The 21,870-nt window shown below is 58.4% G+C and carries 19 protein-coding genes and 1 pseudogene; 6 read left to right on the top strand and 14 right to left on the bottom strand.

Going from position 1 to position 21,870, the window contains the following annotated elements:
* Positions 1–276: 276 nt before the first annotated feature.
* Positions 277–708 carry a hypothetical protein gene (locus tag HGP17_RS12120; RefSeq protein WP_205925946.1) on the top strand — a complete coding sequence of 144 codons (432 nt, stop codon included), beginning with the start codon at positions 277–279 and terminating at the stop codon, positions 706–708.
* A gap of 164 nt (positions 709–872) precedes the next feature.
* On the opposite strand, the gene HGP17_RS12115 is transcribed toward HGP17_RS12120, so the two are convergent.
* The 5 genes from HGP17_RS12115 to HGP17_RS12095 form a co-directional block, all read right to left on the bottom strand.
* Positions 873–1,421 carry a BON domain-containing protein gene (locus HGP17_RS12115; protein ID WP_168809203.1) on the bottom strand — a complete coding sequence of 183 codons (549 nt, stop codon included), beginning with the start codon at positions 1,419–1,421 and terminating at the stop codon, positions 873–875.
* Between the two features lie 68 nt (positions 1,422–1,489).
* Positions 1,490–2,194: an MgtC/SapB family protein gene (locus tag HGP17_RS12110; protein WP_246704072.1), complete on the bottom strand. Its 705-nt coding sequence runs from the start codon at positions 2,192–2,194 to the stop codon at positions 1,490–1,492.
* Between the two features lie 168 nt (positions 2,195–2,362).
* Positions 2,363–5,449: an efflux RND transporter permease subunit gene (locus HGP17_RS12105; protein ID WP_168809199.1), complete on the bottom strand. Its 3,087-nt coding sequence runs from the start codon at positions 5,447–5,449 to the stop codon at positions 2,363–2,365.
* A 9-nt stretch (positions 5,450–5,458) separates the two neighbouring features.
* Positions 5,459–6,592, bottom strand: coding sequence for an efflux RND transporter periplasmic adaptor subunit (locus tag HGP17_RS12100; protein WP_168809197.1), 1,134 nt, complete (start codon positions 6,590–6,592; stop codon positions 5,459–5,461).
* A 365-nt stretch (positions 6,593–6,957) separates the two neighbouring features.
* Complete coding sequence (locus tag HGP17_RS12095; RefSeq protein WP_168809195.1) at positions 6,958–7,893, bottom strand: LysR family transcriptional regulator; 936 nt, start codon at positions 7,891–7,893, stop codon at positions 6,958–6,960.
* Positions 7,894–8,025: 132 nt separating this feature from the next.
* On the opposite strand from HGP17_RS12095, the gene HGP17_RS12090 reads away from it, so the two are divergent.
* Complete coding sequence (locus HGP17_RS12090; protein ID WP_168809194.1) at positions 8,026–8,742, top strand: SDR family NAD(P)-dependent oxidoreductase; 717 nt, start codon at positions 8,026–8,028, stop codon at positions 8,740–8,742.
* Positions 8,743–8,773: 31 nt separating this feature from the next.
* On the opposite strand, the gene bhcD is transcribed toward HGP17_RS12090, so the two are convergent.
* From bhcD to bhcA, 4 genes are read right to left on the bottom strand one after another with little or no spacing between them, the layout of a single operon-like run.
* Positions 8,774–9,739 (bottom strand): iminosuccinate reductase BhcD, encoded by a 966-nt coding sequence (bhcD, locus tag HGP17_RS12085; protein ID WP_168809192.1) that lies wholly within the window; start codon positions 9,737–9,739, stop codon positions 8,774–8,776.
* Between the two features lie 39 nt (positions 9,740–9,778).
* Complete coding sequence (gene bhcC, locus HGP17_RS12080) at positions 9,779–10,942, bottom strand: 3-hydroxy-D-aspartate aldolase BhcC (protein ID WP_168809190.1); 1,164 nt, start codon at positions 10,940–10,942, stop codon at positions 9,779–9,781.
* Positions 10,943–10,954: 12 nt separating this feature from the next.
* Positions 10,955–11,902: a beta-hydroxyaspartate dehydratase BhcB gene (gene bhcB / locus HGP17_RS12075; protein WP_168809188.1), complete on the bottom strand. Its 948-nt coding sequence runs from the start codon at positions 11,900–11,902 to the stop codon at positions 10,955–10,957.
* Positions 11,903–11,917: 15 nt separating this feature from the next.
* Positions 11,918–13,108, bottom strand: a complete 1,191-nt coding sequence (gene bhcA / locus HGP17_RS12070) for an L-aspartate--glyoxylate aminotransferase BhcA (RefSeq protein ID WP_168809186.1) — start codon at positions 13,106–13,108, stop codon at positions 11,918–11,920.
* Positions 13,109–13,301: 193 nt separating this feature from the next.
* Here bhcA and bhcR point away from each other — a divergent pair, with 193 nt between their 5' ends.
* From bhcR to HGP17_RS12055, 3 genes are all read left to right on the top strand, one after another.
* Complete coding sequence (gene bhcR / locus HGP17_RS12065; protein ID WP_168809184.1) at positions 13,302–14,111, top strand: HTH-type transcriptional regulator BhcR; 810 nt, start codon at positions 13,302–13,304, stop codon at positions 14,109–14,111.
* 246 nt (positions 14,112–14,357) lie between these two features.
* Entirely contained in the window at positions 14,358–15,221 is an 864-nt protein-coding gene (locus HGP17_RS12060; protein ID WP_168809182.1) for an AraC family transcriptional regulator, read from the top strand.
* 99 nt (positions 15,222–15,320) lie between these two features.
* Positions 15,321–16,193 (top strand): NAD(P)H-binding protein, encoded by an 873-nt coding sequence (locus HGP17_RS12055; protein WP_168809180.1) that lies wholly within the window; start codon positions 15,321–15,323, stop codon positions 16,191–16,193.
* 17 nt (positions 16,194–16,210) lie between these two features.
* Here HGP17_RS12055 and HGP17_RS12050 read toward each other — a convergent pair whose 3' ends face one another.
* From HGP17_RS12050 to HGP17_RS12040, 3 genes are read right to left on the bottom strand one after another with little or no spacing between them, the layout of a single operon-like run.
* A complete protein-coding gene (locus HGP17_RS12050) occupies positions 16,211–17,824 on the bottom strand; it encodes a DHA2 family efflux MFS transporter permease subunit (RefSeq protein ID WP_168809178.1) in 1,614 nt (537 codons plus the stop codon).
* Between the two features lies 1 nt (position 17,825).
* Entirely contained in the window at positions 17,826–18,965 is a 1,140-nt protein-coding gene (locus HGP17_RS12045) for an HlyD family secretion protein (RefSeq protein ID WP_168809176.1), read from the bottom strand.
* A gap of 54 nt (positions 18,966–19,019) precedes the next feature.
* Positions 19,020–19,670 (bottom strand): UdgX family uracil-DNA binding protein, encoded by a 651-nt coding sequence (locus HGP17_RS12040; protein WP_168809174.1) that lies wholly within the window; start codon positions 19,668–19,670, stop codon positions 19,020–19,022.
* 142 nt (positions 19,671–19,812) lie between these two features.
* On the opposite strand from HGP17_RS12040, the gene HGP17_RS12035 reads away from it, so the two are divergent.
* Entirely contained in the window at positions 19,813–20,166 is a 354-nt protein-coding gene (locus tag HGP17_RS12035; protein WP_168809172.1) for a hypothetical protein, read from the top strand.
* An 87-nt stretch (positions 20,167–20,253) separates the two neighbouring features.
* Here HGP17_RS12035 and HGP17_RS12030 read toward each other — a convergent pair whose 3' ends face one another.
* Positions 20,254–21,615, bottom strand: a complete 1,362-nt coding sequence (locus tag HGP17_RS12030) for an NAD-dependent succinate-semialdehyde dehydrogenase (protein WP_168809170.1) — start codon at positions 21,613–21,615, stop codon at positions 20,254–20,256.
* A 133-nt stretch (positions 21,616–21,748) separates the two neighbouring features.
* Positions 21,749–21,870: pseudogene (locus HGP17_RS12025) on the bottom strand (gfo/Idh/MocA family oxidoreductase); the annotation flags it as partial.

Here is a 21,870-nt window from a genome sequence, read left to right as displayed (position 1 = left end):
GTTAGCTTTATGAGGCTGCAGGTTGTGCCAAGCGGACGCGATGGTGCTGAAGAATATGGAGATTTTTCCGCTTTCTCTCCATAGCCAACGAAACGGCAGGCGAGCTTCTTATCCATCCGACCTGTGGCCTCTCCGACAACTCCGGCCAATTGGAAGTGCAACCGCTCCATTCGCCAAGAAGCAGTACGGAATTGGAAAATACGGTGCTGCAACCCGTAACATACGACGGCAAATGGCGAACCGAGCAATAGCTCCACGCCGTCATCGAGGTGAAAAATGGCAAGCAAGATCATGCGAAAACCGCCAATGGCGGGCCCATCAAGCACGGCATCAGGCCGTCCCTTTGGCGTTGCCGTCGCTCCTCTTTTACATCGACTTGTCGCGACGAACTGGCGGCCAGCCTTCGTGCCGATCGTCATTGCCGTCGCGGTCACAGGAGGCTCGGTGTTTGCGCAGCAGATGCCTGACGGCGACCGGTGCAAAGCGACCGGCTCTGACCATCAAGCCCAACAACAGAAAAACGAACCATCTGCCGATAGAAATAACAACAACGCTGACAAGCTATCCGACTGCAATGGCGTACTGAAACCACCAACGGTGGGCGACAGCGAGCTGGAAAAACCTGCGCCGCAGGTCGGACGCACACCTGTCATCAAGCCGGGTGATGCACCGAAGGAGCAGCAGGATAGTCAGCAACCCAAGCAATGAGGCTACGGTCAGGGTTTCGGTGCCGGCTTCTCGATAGGTCCGCTGGCGACGGTCGAGTCGTGGCCACTGTCGGAACTGAACGGTTTGATGACGAGGATGGCCAGAATTGAGGCGATCATCAGGCCCAAGATAACAAGCAGCAAGGTTCGCATCTAAACACCTGATTATTGTGTTTTGCGGACGATCAGATTTGTATGATGCGAAACAATGCCGTTTGCCTGACGACAAATGGCTTCCGCACGCTGCTTCGCTTCGTGGTCTTCGACCGATCCTTCGATCATCACACGGCCACGACTGACGGATACAAAGATTCCAGCAATATTTATGATAGGGTCCGCATCGAGCTGACGTTCTATCTCCTTGCGAATTGTCGCATCAGATCTTTCTGCGGCATGATGTTCGGTCGCCACCGCCTCATCGCGTTGCGCCGCTGTCGCGCCTGCATTTTTCGCCAGACGATCGAGCGACATCCGGTAGCCTCCCAGAGAAATTTCGTCGGCCTGTTGCTGCCTTTGCGCGTCGTACTCGGCAGTGTCTTCACAGCGCGCATCGTCTGTGCCGGGTTCAGGAGGAGCATCCTGCGAGGCCTGTGGCCTTGGTTCAAATCTTGTCTCTTCCAACCCACCTGCTGCCTGGTCAAGTGCCTGTACCGTGCGACTGACGCTACCATCTTCAGATGGTGACGCCGCTTTTCCACTTTTGAGATCAACCATCGTTCTCTCCCGTGTCTGATAGGAAAACAACCTTTCCCGCGAGCGAATGTTCCTGTTCGGCTCTGACCTCAGGCGTTGCTCTTTTCCATTTCAAAGGAAATAATCTTGTACTGCACCTGAAGCGACGCCAGCAGTTGCGCCCCGCCACCATCGACTCCTGCCCATTTCCAGCGAGCCTCAAAGGCAACGTTCGCACTCTCCGGAGTTGATCCGATCGTCTTGGCGACAAACGAAAAAGTACAATCGGATCTGCCAGGCATGCGGATTTCCGGAATGGCGATGTTCGCCCCCAGGGGAAGCTCGATGACGACGCGAGCCTTCTGCTTGCGCGGTATCAACCTGTCGCACCATTTGAGCAATGACAGGACGACAAAGGCAAGGATTGCGCCAGCGGAACCGATAATCAGCTGACCACCGCCGAGGCAAAGGCCTATCGCCGTCACGATCCACAAGGTCGCGGCGGTGGTGACCCCGGTCACGAGATCGCCACGCTTGAGAATGGCGCCGCCGCCTATAAATCCGACTCCGGTCAACACACCGAGCGGAAAGCGAAGGATATCCATCGAAGCAAAGGATTCCGGCGATTTACCCGATGTAGCAAGCAGGATGTTCGCCTGGATCATCGTAAGACATGCGGCCAGCCCGACGAGTATCGTCGTGCGAAAGCCTGCCGCGTGGCCGCCGCTTTCCCTGTTGAAGCCGATCAGAGCTCCGGCAGCGACCACAAGAAGCAGGCGCAGCAGGATATCCGGCCAGCTGGGGTTCAAAACCATGAGTTCAATCGTTGGACTGGGCAACGGACCCTCCGCAAACGGCGACACAGATCTCCGATTGCGGAACAACGTCAACGCATGTTTCGTTCCATCCTGCCTATAGCCCGGCTCCTCGGCATTGCGTGTCAACGTCCGCACCAGACGGACGCGATTTTCAATGAGCCCTGCTCAATGCGCCGGCGTTGCTTCCGGTTCCGGCTCGGCGTCTGGCGCCGTTTGCTTGTGATGGTCGGCAGCCAGCAGCATGTAGACGGCAGGTACAACGAACAGCGTGAACAAGGTGCCGATCGCAAGGCCCGTCGCGATGACCAGACCCATGTTGAAGCGCGCCGCGGCACCGGCGCCAGCCGCCAGAATGAGCGGAACCACGCCTAGGACCATGGCGCCTGTCGTCATCAGGATCGGACGAAGACGGATGCCGCACGCGCCTTCGATCGCCTCACGCTTGGTCTTGCCTTCGGCCTGCAGCGTGTTCGCCACTTCGACGATCAGGATACCATGCTTGGAAATCAGTCCCATCAGCGTCACCAGACCAACCTGTGTGTAGATGTTCATGGTCGCGCCGCCGATACCGAGACTGATGAAGGCGAGCGCACCTGCGATCGACATCGGCACCGACACGAGAATGATCAACGGATCGCGGAAGCTGTTGAACTGGGCAGACAGAGCCAGGAAGACAATGATCAACGCGAGGGCAAAGGTCGTCGCCATCCCGCTCGATTCCTGCACGAACTGTCGTGACTGACCGCCGTAGTCGACGGTATAACCCTGCGGCAACGTGCGCGCGGCGATCGATTTCAGCGTCTCCAAGGCATCACCGACGGCAACACCCGGCGCCGGAACGCCGGAAATGGTCGCAGAATTCAGCTGTTGGAAGTGGGCCACCGAACGCGGCGTCGCCTGGAGCTTTGCCGTCGCAATCGCCGAGAGCGGAATCTTCGAACCATTCACGTTGGCGATCGGATAATCCATGATCTGATCGATCGTCTGGCGCGAACGCTGTTCAACCTGCGGAATGACCTGGTAGGAGCGGTTGTCGATACTGAAATAGTTGACATAGCCGCCGCCCAGCATGGAGGCGAGCGCCGCACCGACATTGTTCATCGACAGCCCAAGCGCCGACGCCTTGCTGCGATCGATCTGGATCGAATATTGCGGATTGTCGACGTAGAGATCCTTTGTCAGGAAGATGAACTGTCCGGATTTTTGCGCTTCCTGCAGGAAAGTATTGGACACGTCGTTCAGCTGCTCGAAGCCGGCTGTACCACCGATGGCAAACTGCACGGGCAAACCGCTGGCGCCGGGGAGCGGCGGTATCTGAAAGACGACCGCCTGACCGCCCGCAATCTTGCCGAGGTCAGCCTGGACCAGCGGCTGAAGCTGGTCGGCCGTTCTTGTGCGCTGGTCCCATGGCTTCAGCACCATGCCTTCGAACGAGGTGCCAGGCACTTCCACCTGAAGCGTCTTGTCGGTCTCGGGGAAGCTTCGAAAGATCTTCGTCACTTGATCGGAATTCAGCAGTTTCTGTTGAAGCGTCGCGTTGGGTGCATTGGTGACCTGCGAGGCCAGGAAGCCCTGGTCTTCATTGGGAGCCAGCTCATTCTTGGCACTGCTATAAAGAAAGTAGATGCTGCCAAGCACGATGACGGCGAACACCAACGTCACCGGGATCGTATTCAGGCTGCCATGCAGCATGCGCGTGTAGGGTCGATGGATCTCCGAAAAGCGCCGGTCGATAAAGTCCGAAATCCGCTCTTCCCAACCGCTGCGATCGGTCAGATGCGGTTTGAGAATACGCGAACACATCATCGGCGTCAGGGTCAAAGCGATGATCATCGACACGGCGACCGCACCGACCAGCGTGAAAGCGAACTCGGTGAACAGGGCGCCGGTGAGACCGCCCTGGAAGCCGATCGGCACGTAGACGGCTATCAGCACGACGGTCATGGCAAGGATCGGCCCGACGAGCTCATGCGCGGCGTCCAGCGCTGCCTGCATCGGCGTCGCACCCTCTTCGATGTGTCGATTGACGTTTTCGACAACGATGATGGCGTCGTCGACAACAAGACCGATCGCCAGGACGAGGGCAAGCAAGGTCAGAAGATTGATCGAGAATCCGAAGATCAGCATCATCGCAAAGGTGCCGACCAGCGAAAGCGGTATGGCAATGATGGGAATGGCGACCGAACGCGGAGAGCCGAGGAAGGCAAAAACCACGAAGATGACGATGACAAGGGCTTCGATCAGACTTTTCACGACCTCGTCGATGGACTGTGTAACGAAGGTGCTGGAATCGTAGACGATGTAGCCTTGCAGGCCCTGCGGCAATTGTGCCTGAATGTCAGGAAACACCGCGCGAACGCCGGTGATCACGTCGAGCAGGTTGGCCGTCGGCGCAATCTGGATGCCCATGAACACACCATCCTGCGCATCGAACCCGATCTGGACGTCAGGGTTTTGCGACCCGAGCGCGACGGTGGCCACATCTTTCAGCCGAACGATCGAGCTGCCGATCTGCTTGACGATCAGCTCCCTGAATTCATCGGCAGAATGGAGGTCGGTCTGCGCGGTCAACACGGTCTGGGTCATCTGACCGCGCGTGGTGCCGATGCCGGAAATATAGTTGTTGTTGCTGAGCGCGATCCCGACGTCGCCCGCCGTCAACCCGTATGCGGCGAGCTTGTCCGGCTTCAGCCATGCTCGCAGCGCAAAGGTCCTGCCGCCAAGGATTTCAGCCGTCTGGACGCCATTGACGGCCTGCAATTTAGGCTGAACGACGCGCGTCAGATAATCGGTAATCTGGTTGCTGGCGAGAACATCGCTGCGAAAGCCGATATACATGGCATCGATCGACTGACCGACGGACACCGTCATGATCGGCTGCTGCGTGCCTGTCGGCAATTGATTGAGAACCGAGGAGACCTTGGCGTTGATCTCTGTCATCGCCGCATCCGCATCGTAGTTCAGGCGCAGGTTGACGGTGATAGTCGACGTGCCACTGGTGCTCGACGACGTCATGTAGTCGATGCCGTTGGCCTGCGCGATGGCGTTCTCGAGCGGCGTCGTGATGAAGCCGGCGATGACGTCCGGGGCGGCGCCCGGATAGGTCGTCGTGACGGTCACCACAGCATTTTGTGTCTGCGGATATTGCCGCACGGTCAGCGAGCGGAACGACTGGTACCCGATGACGATAATCAGCGCGCTCACGACCAATGCAAGAACCGGGCGCCGGATGAAAATATCGGTGATATTCATCGCCACACCTCAGTTCGGATTGGCCGGGTTTGCATTGGGATCGTTCGACGGCTGCACGTCATTGTTGATGATGACGGGCGAACCGTTATTGAGTTTCAGCTGGCCTGACGTGACGACCACCTCGCCGGCATCCAGGCCTTTGGTGACGGCGATCTGATCTCCCCGGGCCTGCCCCGTGGAAACGAACTTCTGATTGGCGACCAGCTGCGGCTTCCCATCGGCGGTCTTGCCCTTATCGGTAACGATATAGACGACGTTGCCATAGGGGTTGATGGTGACGGCGGTCTGTGGAAGCGAAACGTAGCTCTTCGGTTCCCCCACGACCACGGTGATATTGCCGAACATGCCGGGCAGAAGCTTGCGATCCGGATTTGCAAAAGTCGCGCGGATCGTCAGATTGCGGCTCTGCGTGTCCACCAGCGGGCTTATCGCACTGATCTTGCCGTCGAAGGTTTGGGTCCCATAGGCATCCAATGTTGCAGTGACTGCCTGTCCCACCTTCAATTGCGATAGGGCTTGCTGCGGCATGGAAAAGTCGAACTGGATCGGGTCGAGCGACTGAAGCGTCACAACGGCAGTTCCTGGCGCGAGATATTCGCCGAGGCTCACAAGCTTGATGCCGAGATGACCGTCAAAGGGTGCGCGGATCGAATATTGATCGATCAGTGCCTGCTGTGACGACACTTGCGCCTGCGCCGCCTTCAAGTTGGCGAGATCGCTGTCGACTTGGCTCTGCGCAATCGTATTCGCCTTGATCAGTTTGGAATCGCGATCAACGGCAATCTGCGCGTTCGCCGCCGATGCCTGATATTGCTGCAGCGTCGAGATTTGCTGGTCGGCCAGCAGCTGAACGATGAGGTCACCCTTCTTGACGTCCTGACCGTCTTCAAAACCGATCTTCTGCACAATGCCGGGCACCTGCGCGGAAAGATTGGCGCCTTCCACGGCATTGAAACTACCGACGGATTGCAGCGTCGTCTGCCACGGGCTCGTTGCCGCTGTTATGGTCGAGACAGTCTGCGGCGGCGACTTGAGGTTTGCCAGATAAGCGGCGATCATCCGGTTCTTGAAAGCCTGAAAACCGAAAATCCCGCCCAGAATCAGGCCTATGACGATCAGCATGATCACCATGCGTTTTATCATGTTCGCAAACTCTACTTTTTCAAGGATGGGTCAGTAGGAGATCGTCTCGATCGCGGCTCAAGGAAAAGACCTTTCAGCCCACGGAAGGCAGGGCGCACGCCACAATGATCGAGAAAGGTCACACCGAAATCGGCGTTCCCCATATAAACCGGACCAGTCAAACCTCATTGGCACGACTCCGTTTCTGATCAGGCGCAAGCGACCTCAATCATATTCAAGATAGCTGATTTGTTATAGCTGGACCATATCGAAGAGTCTAATTGCGGCAATATGGTAACGAAGAATGAACCCATGCGCATTGCATTCGCACTTTCTTGGAATTAATTCTTTGTTTTTACATGAGTTTTTCAAAACCTCGTTTGCCTTCAGCCGCGTGGGTAGGCGGTTCGGCAAACAGACATAACGGTATCGCGGAGCCAACGATGCGCCGGATCGGCGTCCATGCGAGGATGCCACAACGCTGAAATCTTGAACTCTGGCATGGGCAATGGAAGCTCAAAATGCTCTAGCCCGATCGTAATGGCATGCGCGTCCGACATGGTATTGCCGAGGCAAGAACGCGGCACCAGCGCCAGAAGATCCGACTGACGGGCAATGCGCATCGCGTCCGGATACCCCGGGACGACCACCGTTACGACTCGCTGAAGGCCAAGCTTCTCCAGAGCGACATCGATCGCCTCGACGAAGCCCCCGTCTCGTGACGCGGCAACATGCCTGCAGGCAGCATATCGTTCGGGCGTGATCGCGGCATCTGCCAGAAGCGGATGACCGGTTCGGGCAACACCGACAAGCTTGTCGTAGAAAAGAAGTTGCGTGCGGATTTCGGGCGCCGACGTGCCCAACAACCCGATCTCAAGATCGACCAGCCCTTCGCGAAGCGGCATAGCATCCTTATCCGGCTTGGCGACGAAGCGAAGGCGCACCGCTGGGGCGTTGCGGGCGACCGCGCTGACAACTGGGCCGGCCAGGAATTCCAGGAACGCCTCGCTGACGCGAATGGTGAACGTTCGTTCCAGCGTGGTCGCATCCACTTCGGTGGCCTGCGGCCGTAGGACTGCACGCACATCGCCGGTCAGCGCATGGACACGATCGCGCAATTCGATGGCGCGCGGCGTCGGTACCAGGCGACGCCCTGCCCGCACCAGCAGCGGATCACCCGTTACCGACCGAAGCCGGGTAAGCGTGCGGCTCATGGCCGAGATGCTCAGGCCAAGTCGTCGTGCAGCACCCGTGACACTGCCTTCCGCAAGCAGCACATCCAGGGCAACCAGAAGATTGAAATCGATATCGGCGTTATTCATGGGCCGAGCCTATCGCATTTCAAAAACCCAATATAGCGCTCGATGCAACTATACTTTGCTTTCGATGCGTCTGGCGCTCATAATGCCATGGACCATATCTATCGCGACACCACAAATGAGAGAGATAGATCGATGCCCACCAATCTTGTGAATGCCTCCTCCGGCACCATTCTTTTGATCGGTGCCTCCCGCGGTCTTGGTTACGCGATGGCGGTGGAGTTTCTGAAAAAAGGCTGGAATGTCGTCGGTACCGTTCGAGAGGACACAGGTCGCACGAAGTTCCATGATCTTGCCGACGAGTTCGTGGGCAGGGTCGAGGTCGAAACGGTCGATATTTGCGAACCGACACAGGTGACGGCACTGCGCGAGCGCCTGTCGGGCAGGACGTTCGATATGTTATTCGTCAATGCGGGCGTTACCAACAACCCGGTCGAAACGATCGCGGATGTGACGACCGACGAATTCATCAGAGTGATGGTCACGAATTCGCTGAGCCCGATGCGGGTTCTCGAAAGCCTGGAACATTATGTCCCGGCAACGGGCCTGATCGGCGTGATGTCTTCCGGACAAGGCAGTATCGCCAACAACGAGAATGGCCAACGCGAGGTTTATCGGGGCAGCAAGGCGGCGCTGAACATGTTCATGCGCAGTTTCGCCGCCCGCCACGCAGCAACATCGCGGGCCATGGTGGTGATGGCGCCGGGCTGGGTGCGCACCGAGATGGGTGGCCCCGACGCCAAACTCACCATCGAGGAAAGCATTCCAAGCCTGGTGAACGTCCTTCTTGCGAAACAGGCAAGGCCGGGGCTCGAATATCTCGACTATCTCGGGCGTACGGTCCCCTGGTAAGCCACCTACTCCGGAACTTCTTTCTGGACACTCAAAAGTCGACTTCGGTCGCCACGCCCTTCGCCACAGCAAGCTCGACTGCGGCGGAGGCAACGGCAAGATCCTGAAGGCCAACGCCAGTTCCGTCGAACAGGGTAATCTGGTCGTCAGACCTTCGGCCGGGATGCGTTCCGTTGATGACGGCACCGATCTCGACAATATCAGTGGCCCGGATCAGGCCGCGTTCAACTGCATGCTGGGATTCTCCGATAGTGATCGCTTGAGCGACTTCGTCGGTAAATACGGTTGCTATCGCCAGAATATCGGCTTCGACCTCCTGCTTTCCTTTTGTATCGGTTCCCATGCACGCCAGATGCGTGCCCGGCCGAACTTGCGACGCCTTGAGCATCGGCGCGAAAGACGAGGTGATCGAAATAATCACGTCCGCTTCGGCGCCCAATCGATCAAGATTGACTGCCTCGAAGGGAAGGCCCTCCTCCTTGGCAACCTCCTCCAGACGGCTCAGCATGTCGGGATGCAGATTCCAACCGACAACTTTTTCGAAGGCGCGCTGCTTGAGCGCTGCGCGCAATTGAAATGTCGCCTGGTGACCTGCCCCGATCATGCCAAGGACCTTCGCGTCTTTACGGGCAAGATATTTTATCGAGATTGCGGAAGCCGCTGCCGTGCGCAGCGCAGTCAAAAGATTGCCGCCCACGACGGCCCGGCATCTGCCGGTGTCTGGATCGAACAGAAAGACGCTAGACTGGTGGTTGGTAAGGCCCTTTTGAACATTATTGGGCCAGAAGCCACCAGCCTTCAGCCCCAGCACCAAGCCCTTGCGATCGAAGCCCGATTTAAAGCCGTAAAGAGCATCGGCATGCCCGATCGCCTCGCGGACGACCGGGAAATTATAGGCCGATCCGTCCGCCATCGAGGCAAACACTTTTTCGACCGCTTCTAAGCAATCGGCTGAAGTCACCAGCCCGGCAATTTCACTTTCAGGTACGATGATCATTGTCGCTTCCGCTTGGTTCTGGTGCATCCATCCAGCTTATCAGTAAGCCTTGCCGCGTGCTGAGATCGGCCACAGCGTCTCGACCTTTCCATTGCGCACTCCAACATACCAATCATGAACGTTGCACGTCGGATCGCAATGTCCGGGAACGAGGCGAAGTTTCTCGTTGATCTTGAGGACGCCGTTCGGGTCTTCGATAACGCCATGCTCATCCGAGCACTTGATATATTTCACGTCATCGCGACCGTGAATGAACGGCAGACCCGAGTCGACGGACTGCGCCTTGAGACCAGCATCGCAAATCGCCTTGTCGGCCTTTGCATGGCTCATGACACTGGTGAGGATGAAGAGGGCATTCTCCCATTCGCCCTGGTCGATCCGCTTGCCGTTCTCGTCGTGGATGCGCCCGTAATCCGCATCCATGAAAGCATAGCTTCCGCACTGAAGCTCGTTATAGACGCCTGAGTTGCTCTCGAAATAGTAGCTGCCCGTGCCGCCGCCGCTCACCAATTCCGGCTCCAGCCCTTCCGCCTTCAGTGCTTCGACAGCATCCTTGACCTGGGCAATCGCCGTATCGAGCTTGGCCTTGCGATCCTCATATTTGTCCATGTGCTGCATGGCACCCTGATAGGCCTGGATTCCTGCGAACTTGAGGCCTGGTGCTGCGTGGATGGCATTGGCGATCTCCACAACGGCTGCCGTCGTCGTGACGCCGCAGCGACCGGCACCACAGTCGATCTCGATAAAGCACTCCAACGTCGTTCCATATTTTTGCGTGGCCCGGGAGAGCTCGGCGACATTCGCCAGATCGTCGACGCAGACGATGATGCGCGCGCCGTGCTGCGGCAGAAGCGCCAGACGATCGATTTTCGCCGGGTCGCGGACCTGATTCGAGACGAGCACGTCCTTGATGCCGCCGCGAACGAAAACTTCCGCCTCCGAGACCTTCTGGCAACAAACGCCGATAGCGCCTCCCAGCTCTTGCTGCAGCTTCAGCACATCGACGGATTTATGCATTTTGCCATGCGCTCGGTGACGCATGTTGTGGGCCTTGGCGTAATCGCCCATCTTGCGGATATTACGCTCGAGCGCATCGAGATCGAGGATCAGGCAAGGCGTCTGAATATCGTTGACACGCATTCCGGGAAGAGCGGGTACGTCGTAGCCAACTTCCATGCCGGCAAATTTCGGTTCCATGTTCATTGCTTCTGCTCCCTATTGCCAAGGCAATTTATCGAGGTCGACGTTGCCGCCGGTTATGATGATACCGACGCGCTTGCCGGCAAAGAGGTCCCTGTTCTTCAAGATGGTCGCAAGCGGCACGGCACTGGATGGCTCCATCACCATCTTCATCCGTTTCCAGACGAGCTTCATCGCATCGACGATCTCCTCTTCCGAGGCCGTCAAAATATCGGTGACGTGGTTTCTGACGAAATGCCAGGTCAATTCCTTGAGCGGCACCTTCAGGCCATCGGCCACGGTATTCGGTGCATCATCGGCGATGATGTGGCCGGCCCTGAAGCTACGATAGGCGTCATCCGCCTGCTCCGGCTCGGCCGCATAAACCCGGATATGCGGGGCGAGATTGGAAAGCGTGAGGCAAGTTCCCGAAACCATTCCGCCGCCGCCGATCGGCGCAATGACAGCATCAAGACCATCCACCTGACCTATCAGTTCTTTCGAACATGTCGCCTGGCCTGCGATGACCCGCGGATCGTTGTAGGGGTGCACGAACTCGGCGCCTGTTTCCGCAACCACTTCCGCAAAAACGGCCTCGCGCGATGATGTCGATGGTTCGCATTCGACCACCTTGCCACCATATCCTCGCACGGCATCTTTTTTCGCCTGTGGCGCCGTGCGCGGCATGACGACGGTGCAGGGAATGCCGCGCCGACCGGCGGCATAGGAAAGACACGTTCCGTGGTTGCCGGACGAATGAGTGGCGACCCCCTTTGCGGCCTGCGCGTCGCTGAGGCCGAAAACGGCGTTCGACGCGCCACGAGCCTTGAAGGCACCCGCCTTCTGGAAATTCTCGCATTTGAAGAACAGTTCGGCGCCTGCCAGCGCATTGATGAAACTGGACGTCAAAACCGGTGTGCGATGGATATGGGGCCGGATCCGTTCTTCGGCGGCGCTCATATCGGCGAGCGTTGGAATATACATGCTCTCTGGGTCTCCTCAGGCCGCAGCCTGGACTTTCGACGTGCGACCGTCGCGATAATATTCCTGTGCGGCGGCAACACCCGTGCCAAGCCTGATGTTAAGGCCCAGATCGACCATGACCATTTCAGCCGTCGCAATACCCGACAGAGCCATGACGTCGGTCAGGCTGCCCAGATGTCCGATGCGGAAGACCTTGCCCGCGACCTCGCCAAGACCGACGCCGAAGGCAACATCATAGGTCTTGGCGGCGTGAGCGACGATGGAGGTTGCATCGAAACCCTCAGGCGTGCGGATCGCGCTCACCGTATCGGAATAGAGATCCTCGCTTCTGGCGCAGAGCTCCAGTCCCCATGCCCGGACAGCGGCGCGAATGCCCGACGCGATACGTCGATGGCGGGCAAAAACGTTCTCCAGGCCCTCCGCCAGCAGGAGTTCTGTCGATAGCTTGAGGCCGTTCAGGAGACCTACGGCCGGCGTGTAGGGATAGGCATTGTTCGCATAGCTCCGGGCCATGTCTCTGATGTCGAAGAAGGTGCGGGGAAGCTTGGCGGCGTCGACGGCGGCCAGCGCCTTCGGTGAAAATGCCGTGATCGCCAGCCCGGCGGGCAGCATAAAGCCCTTTTGCGAACCGGTCACCGCGATATCGACGGACCACTCATCCATCCGGAAATCCATCGAGGCGATGGAGCTGACACCGTCGACGAACAGCAGCGCAGGGTGCTTGGCTGCATCGATTGCTCGGCGAACGGCCGCGATATCGGATTTTACGCCTGTTGCCGTCTCGTTATGGGTGACGAGAACGGCCTTGATCTCATGCGCCTTGTCGGCGGCAAGGATCTCCTCATACCGCTCGGCGGGCGCACCGCCGCCCCATGCGGTCTCGATGAGGTCGACCTTCAATCCGTGGCGCTGGCACATATCGATCCAGCGTTGGCTGAACATGCCGTAGCGGGCGGCGAGAACGCGGTCACCGGGGCTGAGCGTATTGGTAATCGCGGTTTCCCATCCGCCGGTTCCGGTCGATGGGAATACGAAGATGGAAGCCGCGTCCGTCTTGAGAACTTTCTTCACACCGGCAAGCGCGGGTCGCAGAATCTCTCCGAACAAGGGCGAGCGGTGGTCGAGCGTCGGCATGTCCGCAGCCTTGCGAAGGACTTCGGGCATATTCGTCGGGCCCGGAATGAAGACGGGATTTTGCATATACATTTGGGCGTCCTCCTGTTGTTGAAGCAGGGATAGCACGCAGGGCATCGGAGATAAATTTTTTTGAAATGATTTTTCAGAATGGAAATTATTACGAAAATAGGCAATATAATCAGCAACTTCGTATTTTTTCATTGTGTAAATCGATTTTTCAAGTCAGAATTTTTATGGAATTTCACTGGAGATGATCGCCGCCATGCCGCAGGAACAGCGCCGCCGGGGACGCCCGAAGGCCTTCAACGGCCCGCAGACGCAAAACACCATCCAGGCGCTCGACCGGGCATTGGATGTGCTCAACGCGCTTGCCACACCGGAGGGCAAAACACTCTCGGAGCTTGCCGGTGAGCTCGGGCAATCTGCGGCGACCATGCACAGAGTGCTGGCGACGTTGGAGCGCCGCGAATTTGTCGAGATCAGTCCCGACCGGCAAATCTGGCATATCGGCCCGGAAGCCTATCGGCTCGGCGCGGCATTCCTGCGCCGCTCCAATGTCGTGGAGCGCAGCCGCCCGATCATGCGCGAGTTGATGCTCGAAACCGGCGAGACATCCAATCTCGGCATCGAGAAGGACGGGAACGTCCTGTTCATCAGTCAGGTGGAGACGCATGAATCGATCCGCGCTTTTTTTCCGCCCGGCACACTATCGCCGATGCACGCCTCCGGCATCGGCAAGGCGCTCCTCAGCACATTTGACGAAGACAGGCTGGCAGGGTTGTTTCACAAAAAGACGTTCGAGCGCTTCACCGAAAAAACCGTTCAATCCTTCGAACAGCTTCGCGAGGAGCTGCAGAACACGCGAGACAGAGGCTATTCGTTTGATGACGAGGAACGCACTAAGGGCATGCGCTGCGTTGCCTCACCGATCCTCAATGTGCACGGCGAAGCAGTGGCGGGCATTTCGGTCTCAGGGCCGAAGCATCGGCTCCAGGATGGCGGCATCGCGCAGCTCGGCGAGCGCGTGAAGAACGCGGCAAGAATGGTCTCCCGTCGTCTCGGTGCGCCCTGAGATCGGGCCACCGACACAAGCCGGCTCCAGCCTCAATCAGCCATGATCGGACGTGGCGTCACGCCATGGGCAGCGCCGCTGCCGCGCGCAGAAGATCATGAAATCCGATCCAGAGCACGATCGACCCAAATGCGAAGCTGCCACGGCCGCATGCGTATAGACCAACTCGACCGAAGGCCAACGGCTGCTTATATTGCCGACATGAAGATCTCCACTTCAACGGACGACCGATCGACTGGAATGAATATGGACCAGCTCAACAGCCCCAGCACCGCCAAAGTTCTTTTTTCGAGCAAGGATCGCGGCTGGAAGGGATTCGGGGCGGATCTCGTGCATATCCGGGCCGGCCGCACCCATGTATCGGAAACAGAGACCCACCGGATGGGCATTCACTTCGGTCGCGCCGTCAACGCCCATTGCCAATGCGATGGCCGCCAACATCGACGCCAGCAGGCGCATGGCGATATCGATATCGTTCCAGCGGGCCTGGACGGCTGGTGGGAGGATGATCGCGATTGCACCATTCTGCGATTGACGATCCGCCCGGAGCTTCTCATCGCCGCCGCCGACGAACTTGGCCGAAATCCGGACAGCATTTCTCTCACGCCACGGTTCCAGCTCCGTGATCCGCGGCTGGAATCGATTGCCTGGGCCATAAAGGCAGAGATCGAAGCAACGGTACCCTCCGACGGCACCTATGCCGATATGTTGGGAATGGCGCTCGCGATCCGCCTTCTCGAAAATGACGGACAACCACGCAGCGATCCGAGCCCCGCACACGCGAGATTGGGAAGCCGGCAGCAGCGACAATTGGCTGACTTCATCGAGGAACATATCGATCAATCACTGTCCCTCGCGGAACTGGCGGAGATCGCCGGCATGAGCACATCGCGCTTGAAGCCGCTATTTCACGCGACGTTCGGCATGCCGGTTCACAAATATGTTCTGACGCGTCGTGTCGAGCGAGCACGGCTTCTTCTGCTTGGCGCCGACATGCCCCTCGCCGAGATTGCACTGGCGGCGGGGTTTGCCAATCAGAGCCACATGTCCCACTGGATGCGGCGCATTCTCGGTCTCACGCCCGGCATGATCGCGAAAATGCACGCCTGACGTCGATTATCGTCCGAATCTGCAATAGGCGGTCTGAACCTGTGCGAACCGTTGCGCGGCAATGAATAGCGTTGCGATGAAACGAACAGGAGAAGACAAATGTACGTTATTCTTGGCGCAACCGGAAAAATCGGCCGGACGACCATTACCAATTTGCGCAAGGCGGATGCACCGGTGCGTGCCGTCCTTCGAAATCGCGAGCAGGCACGCGCGTTTTCGGATCTCGGCTGCGAGATCGCGATCGCGGACATCACCGATCGCGCTGCGCTCGCCGCCGCGATGAAAGACGCGCAAGCTGTTCAGGTCATTTGCCCGGTCGACGCTCGCGCCGAAAATCCATATTCCGACATGCTGCGGTTGATCGACGGTCTCGGAGACGCGTTTGAGGAAGCCAAGCCGCCGCTGATCCTCGCCATCTCCGACTATGGCGCACAACACGACTCCGGCACGGGCGTGACATTGATCTTCCATGCACTCGAGGCGCGGTTGAAAAAGCTTGATTGCCGGCTGATCCTCCTTCGCTCCGCCGAGCACATGGAGAACTGGGCACGTCAGGCGAACGGAGCCGCCGAAAGCGGGCGCCTGCCAAGCCTGCATCACCCGCTGACCAAACTGTTTCCGACCGTATCGGCCTTCGATGTCGGCGCGATCGCCGCCGATCTGCTTCTGGCGGATGAAGACGCCAAACTGCGCATCGTCCACGCCGAAGGTCCCAGGCGCTATACGCCAGACGATGTTGCCGCCGCCATCGGTGAAATTGCCGGCCGCGACGTTGTCGCGCTGGTCCTACCGCAAACGGAATGGCTGACGGCACTGACACGCGCCGGTCTTTCGGAGGATTACGCAAAGCTGCTGGTTGAGCTCTTTGCGGCTCACAATGCCGGCATGATCGATGCGGAGGCCGATGTCGGAGAAATCCGCCGAGGCAACACCGAACTGTTGGAGGCCTTTCGGCCGCTTCTCGGATCGTGAGATGCAACCCTCATGGTTCAATGCATCCCGCCGCCACCGCCGCCGTCCTTGAGATCCACATTGCTGAGGATCAGAGCGAGCGGGATAGCGCAAAGCACGATCAGCATCAACACGTGGAAAACATCGATATAGGCAAGAAAGCTCGCCTGGGTCTGGACCTGCTGCCCGATCCAGGCGGTTGCCTGACTTTGCGCATCCGCCGTGGTCGCTCCTTTTTCAGAGAAATAGCGCGACATTGTCTGCATTGTCTCATGATAGGCCGGCGAAGACGGCACGATGTGCTCGACAAGCCGGCTTTGATGCCATTGCTCCCGATGTGCCAGCACGTTGGACGCGATGCACACGCCGATAGATCCGCCGATGTTGCGGGCAGCATTGATCATTGCCGATGCCTGATTGGTCTGGTCGGGCCTCAGGCCATAGTACGATGCAGAGGTGATCGGGATGAAGATCAGCGGCAGGCCTAGCCCGATATAAAGGCGCGACCAGACGAAAAAGCCGAAATTCAGCCCTGGATAAAGCCGTGTCAGTTGCCACATGGAGACCGCGATGATCGCAGAACCGATTGCGATCAAATACTTCGGCTGTATCAGAGAGTTCACGCGCCCGGCGACGAACATCATCGCCATGGTGACGATACCGCCCGGCGAAAGCGCCAACCCGGCCCAGGTGGCGGTATATCCGTAGTTCTGCTGCACCACTTCGGGAATGAACTGCGTCGTCGCGATCAGGATCGCGCCCGTTGCCATCATGACAATGAAGCACGACCCAAATTGCCTGGTGCCGAGCAGCCGGCCGTCAATGATGGGATTTGCCTTCGTCAAAACCCACGGGATCGCGAGAAGGAACGCCAAGGCACATATGACGGTCGCCACGATGATGAAGTTTGACCCGAACCAATCCTCGGTCTGGCCGCGGTCAAGGACGAGTTCCAAGGCGCCGAGAAAGGTTGCCACCAGCAGGAAACCGACGACGTCGAAACGAATCCCCTTCTTGCGGAACTCCTGGCGCTTGCGCTCGACATCGGGCGTCTCCTTCAGCAGGGCATAGACGAGAGCGAAAGCAAAAACACCGACGGGGCCATTGATCAGAAAGCACCAGTGCCAGGAAAGATTGTCCGACAGGTAGCCGCCAAGCGTCGGGCCGACCACCGGAGCTACCACGACGGCAACGCCGAACATTGCAAAGGCCTGACCACGCTTTGCCGGCGGGAAGGCGTCTGCGAGAATGGCCTGCGATGTCGGCACCATGCCGCCACCGGCAAATCCCTGAATGACACGGAACAGGAGTAGCGCCTCCAGATTCCAGGACAAGCCGCAGAGAATCGATGCGATCGTGAAGGTTGCAAGGCAGAGAAGATAGAACCGCCGGCGGCCAAATCTTTCGGAAAAATAGCTGCTGGCGACGAGCACGATCGCATTCGAAACGAGATAGGTCGTGACGACCCATGAGGCCTGGTCGGAACTCACGGCAAGGCCGCCAGAAATGTAACGCAGCGCCACATTGGCAATCGTGGTGTCGAGGACCTCCATGAAGGTCGCCAGCGACACGACCATGGCAATCAGCCATGGATTGGTCGCCTGAGCAGAAGACGCATTCGCCCCGCCCGCGGTAGTGCTTGCGCCGCTCATCTTAATTGCCCGGCCGCACGGTGACCGTTGGAACAACGGACATGCCGGGTCCGATGGCAACGTCGGCCGGCCATTTGTCGACGAGGATTTTCACCGGCACGCGCTGCGTGACCTTCACGTAATTGCCTGTCGCGTTTTCGGCCGGCAGAAGGGAAAATGCCGTGCCGGAGCCAGGCTGCACCGAGGCGACTTTACCGTGCAACGTGTGATCCGGATAGGCATCGATGGTGACGTCCACCGGCTGTCCGGCACGCATGTCGGTCAGCTGGGTTTCCTTGAAGTTTGCCGTGATCCAGATTTCATCGGGCACAAACGTCGCGACCGCCTGCCCTGCGTCCACAAACTGGCCCTTCGCGCCGGTCAAGCGGACGACACGCCCCGGCTGAGCTGCAGTGATCGTCGTATAGTTGAGGTTCTGCTGCGCTTCTTCGGCTTGTGCCTGAGCCTGCTTGAGACTGGCAAGAGCGCTCGATTTCTGAGCCTCGGACACAGATTTATTTTTCAAGGCAGACGTCACATTGGCCTGCATTTGCGCAAGGCTTGCCTGATCCTGCTGCAGCGTCGCTGTTGCCTGTTGCACGGATTGCAGGCTACCCGAGCCTGTCTTCACCAATTGCTGCTGACGATTGGCCTCTTCCTGCGCGTATTGAAGCGCGGCGTTTGCGGAATTCTGCTGCGCCTTTGCAACATCGACAGCAGCAGTCGATGCCTCGATCTGCGCGCTCGCGCTATCGACGGATGCCTTGGCGACCTCGACCTGGCTATTCGCCTGATCAAGCGCAATCTGATAGTCGCGCGGATCGATTTTCAGAATGACATCACCAGCCTTGACATGCTGGTTGTCCGTGACGGGAACGTCGGCGACATAGCCTGAAACCTTGGCGGCGACAGAGAAACTGCGGGCGTCCACGAAGGCGTCATCCGTCGATTCATAGGGATAGAAAAAGATCTTCCAGGCAAACCATCCCGCCACGATCAAGACGGCCAGGATCACGATGCCGAACAGAATCCACAAAGGATGGCGGCGAATGAGAGAGGGCCGCTTTTCTTGCGGCTGGGTCGGTTGACGGTCTGACTCGTCACGGGCCTTCTGCTGAGGCCTCTCCTGCGTTTCCATGATGGTTGTTTGATTGTCAGCCATGACATGACCTTTGTTTTGTTATCCGCAAAATTGGATTTCATCGGCAGGCGGCGATCAGTGCCGGGGAAAACTCTGGATCTTTCGGAGATCCTTGATGAAGGCGAGCCGGTTCTTTTCCTTCTCGTCGGTCTCTCTCATGCGCAAAAGGGCAGAGGGATGGATGGTGACAAGCACATCGAAAGCCCCTGGAGGGCGAAGGATGCGGCCACGATCGCGCATGACCTTGATATGCGAGCCCAGCAAAGAGGACACGGCCGTTGCGCCCATTGCCACGACCAGCTTCGGCTTCAGGAGTTCAAGCTCGGCGCCGAGCCACCAGGCACAACGTTGCACTTCGCCCGCATTGGGACGAGCGTGGAGGCGTTTCTTGCCCTGCATCTGGTGCTTGAAGTGTTTGACGGCATTGGTGACATAACAGCGACCCCGATCGACATTCGCCTCTTCCAGGCATGTGTCCAGAAGACGACCCGCGGGTCCCACAAAGGGCCGACCGGTCAAATCCTCTTTGTCGCCAGGCTGTTCACCGACCAAAACGATATCCGCTGTCTCAGGCCCCTCGCCGAAGACGAGATGTGTGGCATCGCGATAGAGATCGCATCGTGTACAGGAGCATGCCTTGTCACGCAGATCATCGAGGGCATCGGCATTCGCATGCTCGTAGGCAAGCGTGGGGCCTGTACCGGAAGTAGGAAGTCTCTCGAGCATTGGGGGGCTCGCATTGGTTCCAGAACATTCCCAACTCAACTGATCGACGTTCTATTTGTTCCATGCGAGGTCGCGGCATCCTCGGGAACACCGCCGTCCACGGTTCGTTATTAGTCATGAGCATCCAAACGGAGGACTTGCCATGCACAGCGAAAACAAGATCGGCACTTTTGCGCTGACCGCATTTTTCGATGATGAATATGATGCCGAATCTGCCGCTCAAAAGCTGATAGACGCGGGTATTCCCCAGCAGGCCATCACCATGACCCCGGGCAATAGGCCCGATACCGCACCGATCGATCACATCGGCTTTCTCGACGCCTTATCGGGGATTTTCTTTCATGAAGAGCAGCGGGCGGCTTATGCGGCGGCTCTGGAGCGAGGTGGCACTTTGCTGACCGTTCAGGAAATGAACGAAGCACAGCATTATACGGCGCTGCCGATCCTTGCGGAGAAAGGCCAGATCGATTTCAACGAAAGAGAGGGCGATCGTTAGTGGCTGCCCGATGGGAGAAGCGACCGCCCGGCGGGCGGTCACATCAATCTGTTTACTGCGCCGGAAGCCGAGGCGACGACCTGTTAATCAGGCGCCCTTCCAGACCAGCTTTGCATTCGTCAGTTCACGCGCGCCGAGGCCGCCGAGTTCTCGCCCGAAGCCCGACCCCTTGATGCCACCGAACGGTGCGCGCGGGTCGGAACGGACGAAATCGTTGATGAAGACCGCTCCCGCCTCGATCTTGGCGGCGACACGCTCTGCACGCTCCGGATTGCCGCTCCACACCGTCGCACCGAGACCGTATTCGGTATCGTTGGCAAGCGCGATTGCTTCCTCTTCATCCTTGAAAGTGAACAGCATCGCAACGGGGCCGAAAAACTCCTCGCGAGCGACTGCAGCATCATGCGGCAGGCCGGACAGCACCGTCGCTTCATAGAAATTGCCCGGACCTTCGACAGGCTTCCCACCCGCAAGGACTTTCGCACCGGCCTCGACAGCATCCGTCACCTGACGGTGCACATTGTCGCGGAGATCTTTTCGGGCCAGCGGACCGAGCTTGGTTTCGGCTTTCATGGGATCGCCGACTGGGATCTTCTTCACGGCTTCGACGAAGGCAGCCGTGAAACGCTCGGCAATCGACTCCTCGACGAAAAGCCGCTTGGCGGCGATGCAGCTCTGGGCATTGTTGGAATAGCGCGAAACGACGGCCATCTGGACGGCCTTGTCGAAGTCGGCATCCGCAAAGACAATAAAGGGATCGGATCCGCCGAGTTCCAGCACGACCTTCTTGCCGAGCGACCCTGCCTGCTCGGCAACCGAGCGGCCCGCCTGCGTGCTGCCGGTGACGGTGACCGCGGCGATGCGTGGATCAGTGATGACCTTGGGCGCACGGCGGCGATCGATGACGAGATTGGTGTAAAGACCGGCAGGCGCACCCGCGTCGAGGATCAGCTTCTCGATAGCCGCAGCCGAGCCCTGCACGCTTTCGGCATGCTTGACGATAACAGTGTTGCCGACGAGCGCAGCCGGAATGAAGAAGCGCAGCACCTGCCAGAACGGCAAATTCCACGGCATGACGCCGAAGATCGGTCCAATCGATTGATAGATGATCTTGGCCGGCGTGCCGGGAATGGCCTCATCGGCCACATAGGCCGGGCCGTCGCTCGCAAAATGGCGTGCGCCGAAGGCGGATTTCTTCACTTCACCCACGGCCTCGGCAAGCGGCTTGCCCATTTCCGATACGATCAGGGCACCATACTCTTCGGCGCGGCTTTCGAGCAGATCGGCAAGACGGATAAGAAAGGCGCTGCGCTCGGTAATCGGCGTTTGCGACCAGCTCTTCCAAGTATCGTGGGATTGCTGCAGCAGGCGCTCGACCTCGGAATCGCTGTGCTCCTCGTAAGAACCGATGAGTTGGCCGGTCGTCGGATTGTAGGATTGAAAGCTCATTCTCGTTCTCCTCCGAACAAAATTAATCCCTGATTTCAACTGAGGCTGCGGAAACGGCTGATGCGAGCAAGCGGCTTTCGCCATTTACTCGCATCCAAAACAACATTTACTTCCCGCCGGCCAAAACTCCTATTCACCGAGCGATTTTCGGGACATCGACCCACCGGCGCTCGGCCCAGCTTTGCTGGGCAAGCTCGGCAAGCTGGACACCCTTGGCGCCCTCGCGCAGCGTGTACTTCCACGGCGCATCCTCGG

The sequence above is a fragment of the Rhizobium sp. P38BS-XIX genome, assembly GCF_012641435.1.
Classification (GTDB): domain Bacteria; phylum Pseudomonadota; class Alphaproteobacteria; order Rhizobiales; family Rhizobiaceae; genus Rhizobium.
The sequence above is the reverse complement of the archived record's forward strand: the minus strand, read 5'-3'. Positions and strand labels throughout refer to the sequence as shown.

What these genes read in the sequence shown, in the direction of transcription:
- bhcR (WP_168809184.1), top strand. Translation starts at nt 13,302, where the DNA reads ATGCCGCAGGAACAGCGCCGCCGGGGACGCCCGAAGGCCTTCAACGGC.
- HGP17_RS12055 (WP_168809180.1), top strand. Translation starts at nt 15,321, where the DNA reads ATGTACGTTATTCTTGGCGCAACCGGAAAAATCGGCCGGACGACCATT.
- HGP17_RS12115 (WP_168809203.1), bottom strand. Translation starts at nt 1,421, where the DNA reads ATGGTTGATCTCAAAAGTGGAAAAGCGGCGTCACCATCTGAAGATGGT.
- HGP17_RS12120 (WP_205925946.1), top strand. Translation starts at nt 277, where the DNA reads ATGGCAAGCAAGATCATGCGAAAACCGCCAATGGCGGGCCCATCAAGC.
- HGP17_RS12040 (WP_168809174.1), bottom strand. Translation starts at nt 19,670, where the DNA reads ATGCTCGAGAGACTTCCTACTTCCGGTACAGGCCCCACGCTTGCCTAC.
- HGP17_RS12090 (WP_168809194.1), top strand. Translation starts at nt 8,026, where the DNA reads ATGCCCACCAATCTTGTGAATGCCTCCTCCGGCACCATTCTTTTGATC.
- HGP17_RS12030 (WP_168809170.1), bottom strand. Translation starts at nt 21,615, where the DNA reads ATGAGCTTTCAATCCTACAATCCGACGACCGGCCAACTCATCGGTTCT.
- HGP17_RS12060 (WP_168809182.1), top strand. Translation starts at nt 14,358, where the DNA reads ATGGACCAGCTCAACAGCCCCAGCACCGCCAAAGTTCTTTTTTCGAGC.
- bhcC (WP_168809190.1), bottom strand. Translation starts at nt 10,942, where the DNA reads ATGAACATGGAACCGAAATTTGCCGGCATGGAAGTTGGCTACGACGTA.
- HGP17_RS12110 (WP_246704072.1), bottom strand. Translation starts at nt 2,194, where the DNA reads ATGGTTTTGAACCCCAGCTGGCCGGATATCCTGCTGCGCCTGCTTCTT.
- HGP17_RS12045 (WP_168809176.1), bottom strand. Translation starts at nt 18,965, where the DNA reads ATGGCTGACAATCAAACAACCATCATGGAAACGCAGGAGAGGCCTCAG.
- bhcB (WP_168809188.1), bottom strand. Translation starts at nt 11,902, where the DNA reads ATGTATATTCCAACGCTCGCCGATATGAGCGCCGCCGAAGAACGGATC.
- HGP17_RS12050 (WP_168809178.1), bottom strand. Translation starts at nt 17,824, where the DNA reads ATGAGCGGCGCAAGCACTACCGCGGGCGGGGCGAATGCGTCTTCTGCT.
- bhcD (WP_168809192.1), bottom strand. Translation starts at nt 9,739, where the DNA reads ATGATCATCGTACCTGAAAGTGAAATTGCCGGGCTGGTGACTTCAGCC.
- bhcA (WP_168809186.1), bottom strand. Translation starts at nt 13,108, where the DNA reads ATGTATATGCAAAATCCCGTCTTCATTCCGGGCCCGACGAATATGCCC.
- HGP17_RS12095 (WP_168809195.1), bottom strand. Translation starts at nt 7,893, where the DNA reads ATGAATAACGCCGATATCGATTTCAATCTTCTGGTTGCCCTGGATGTG.
- HGP17_RS12105 (WP_168809199.1), bottom strand. Translation starts at nt 5,449, where the DNA reads ATGAATATCACCGATATTTTCATCCGGCGCCCGGTTCTTGCATTGGTC.
- HGP17_RS12100 (WP_168809197.1), bottom strand. Translation starts at nt 6,592, where the DNA reads ATGATAAAACGCATGGTGATCATGCTGATCGTCATAGGCCTGATTCTG.
- HGP17_RS12035 (WP_168809172.1), top strand. Translation starts at nt 19,813, where the DNA reads ATGCACAGCGAAAACAAGATCGGCACTTTTGCGCTGACCGCATTTTTC.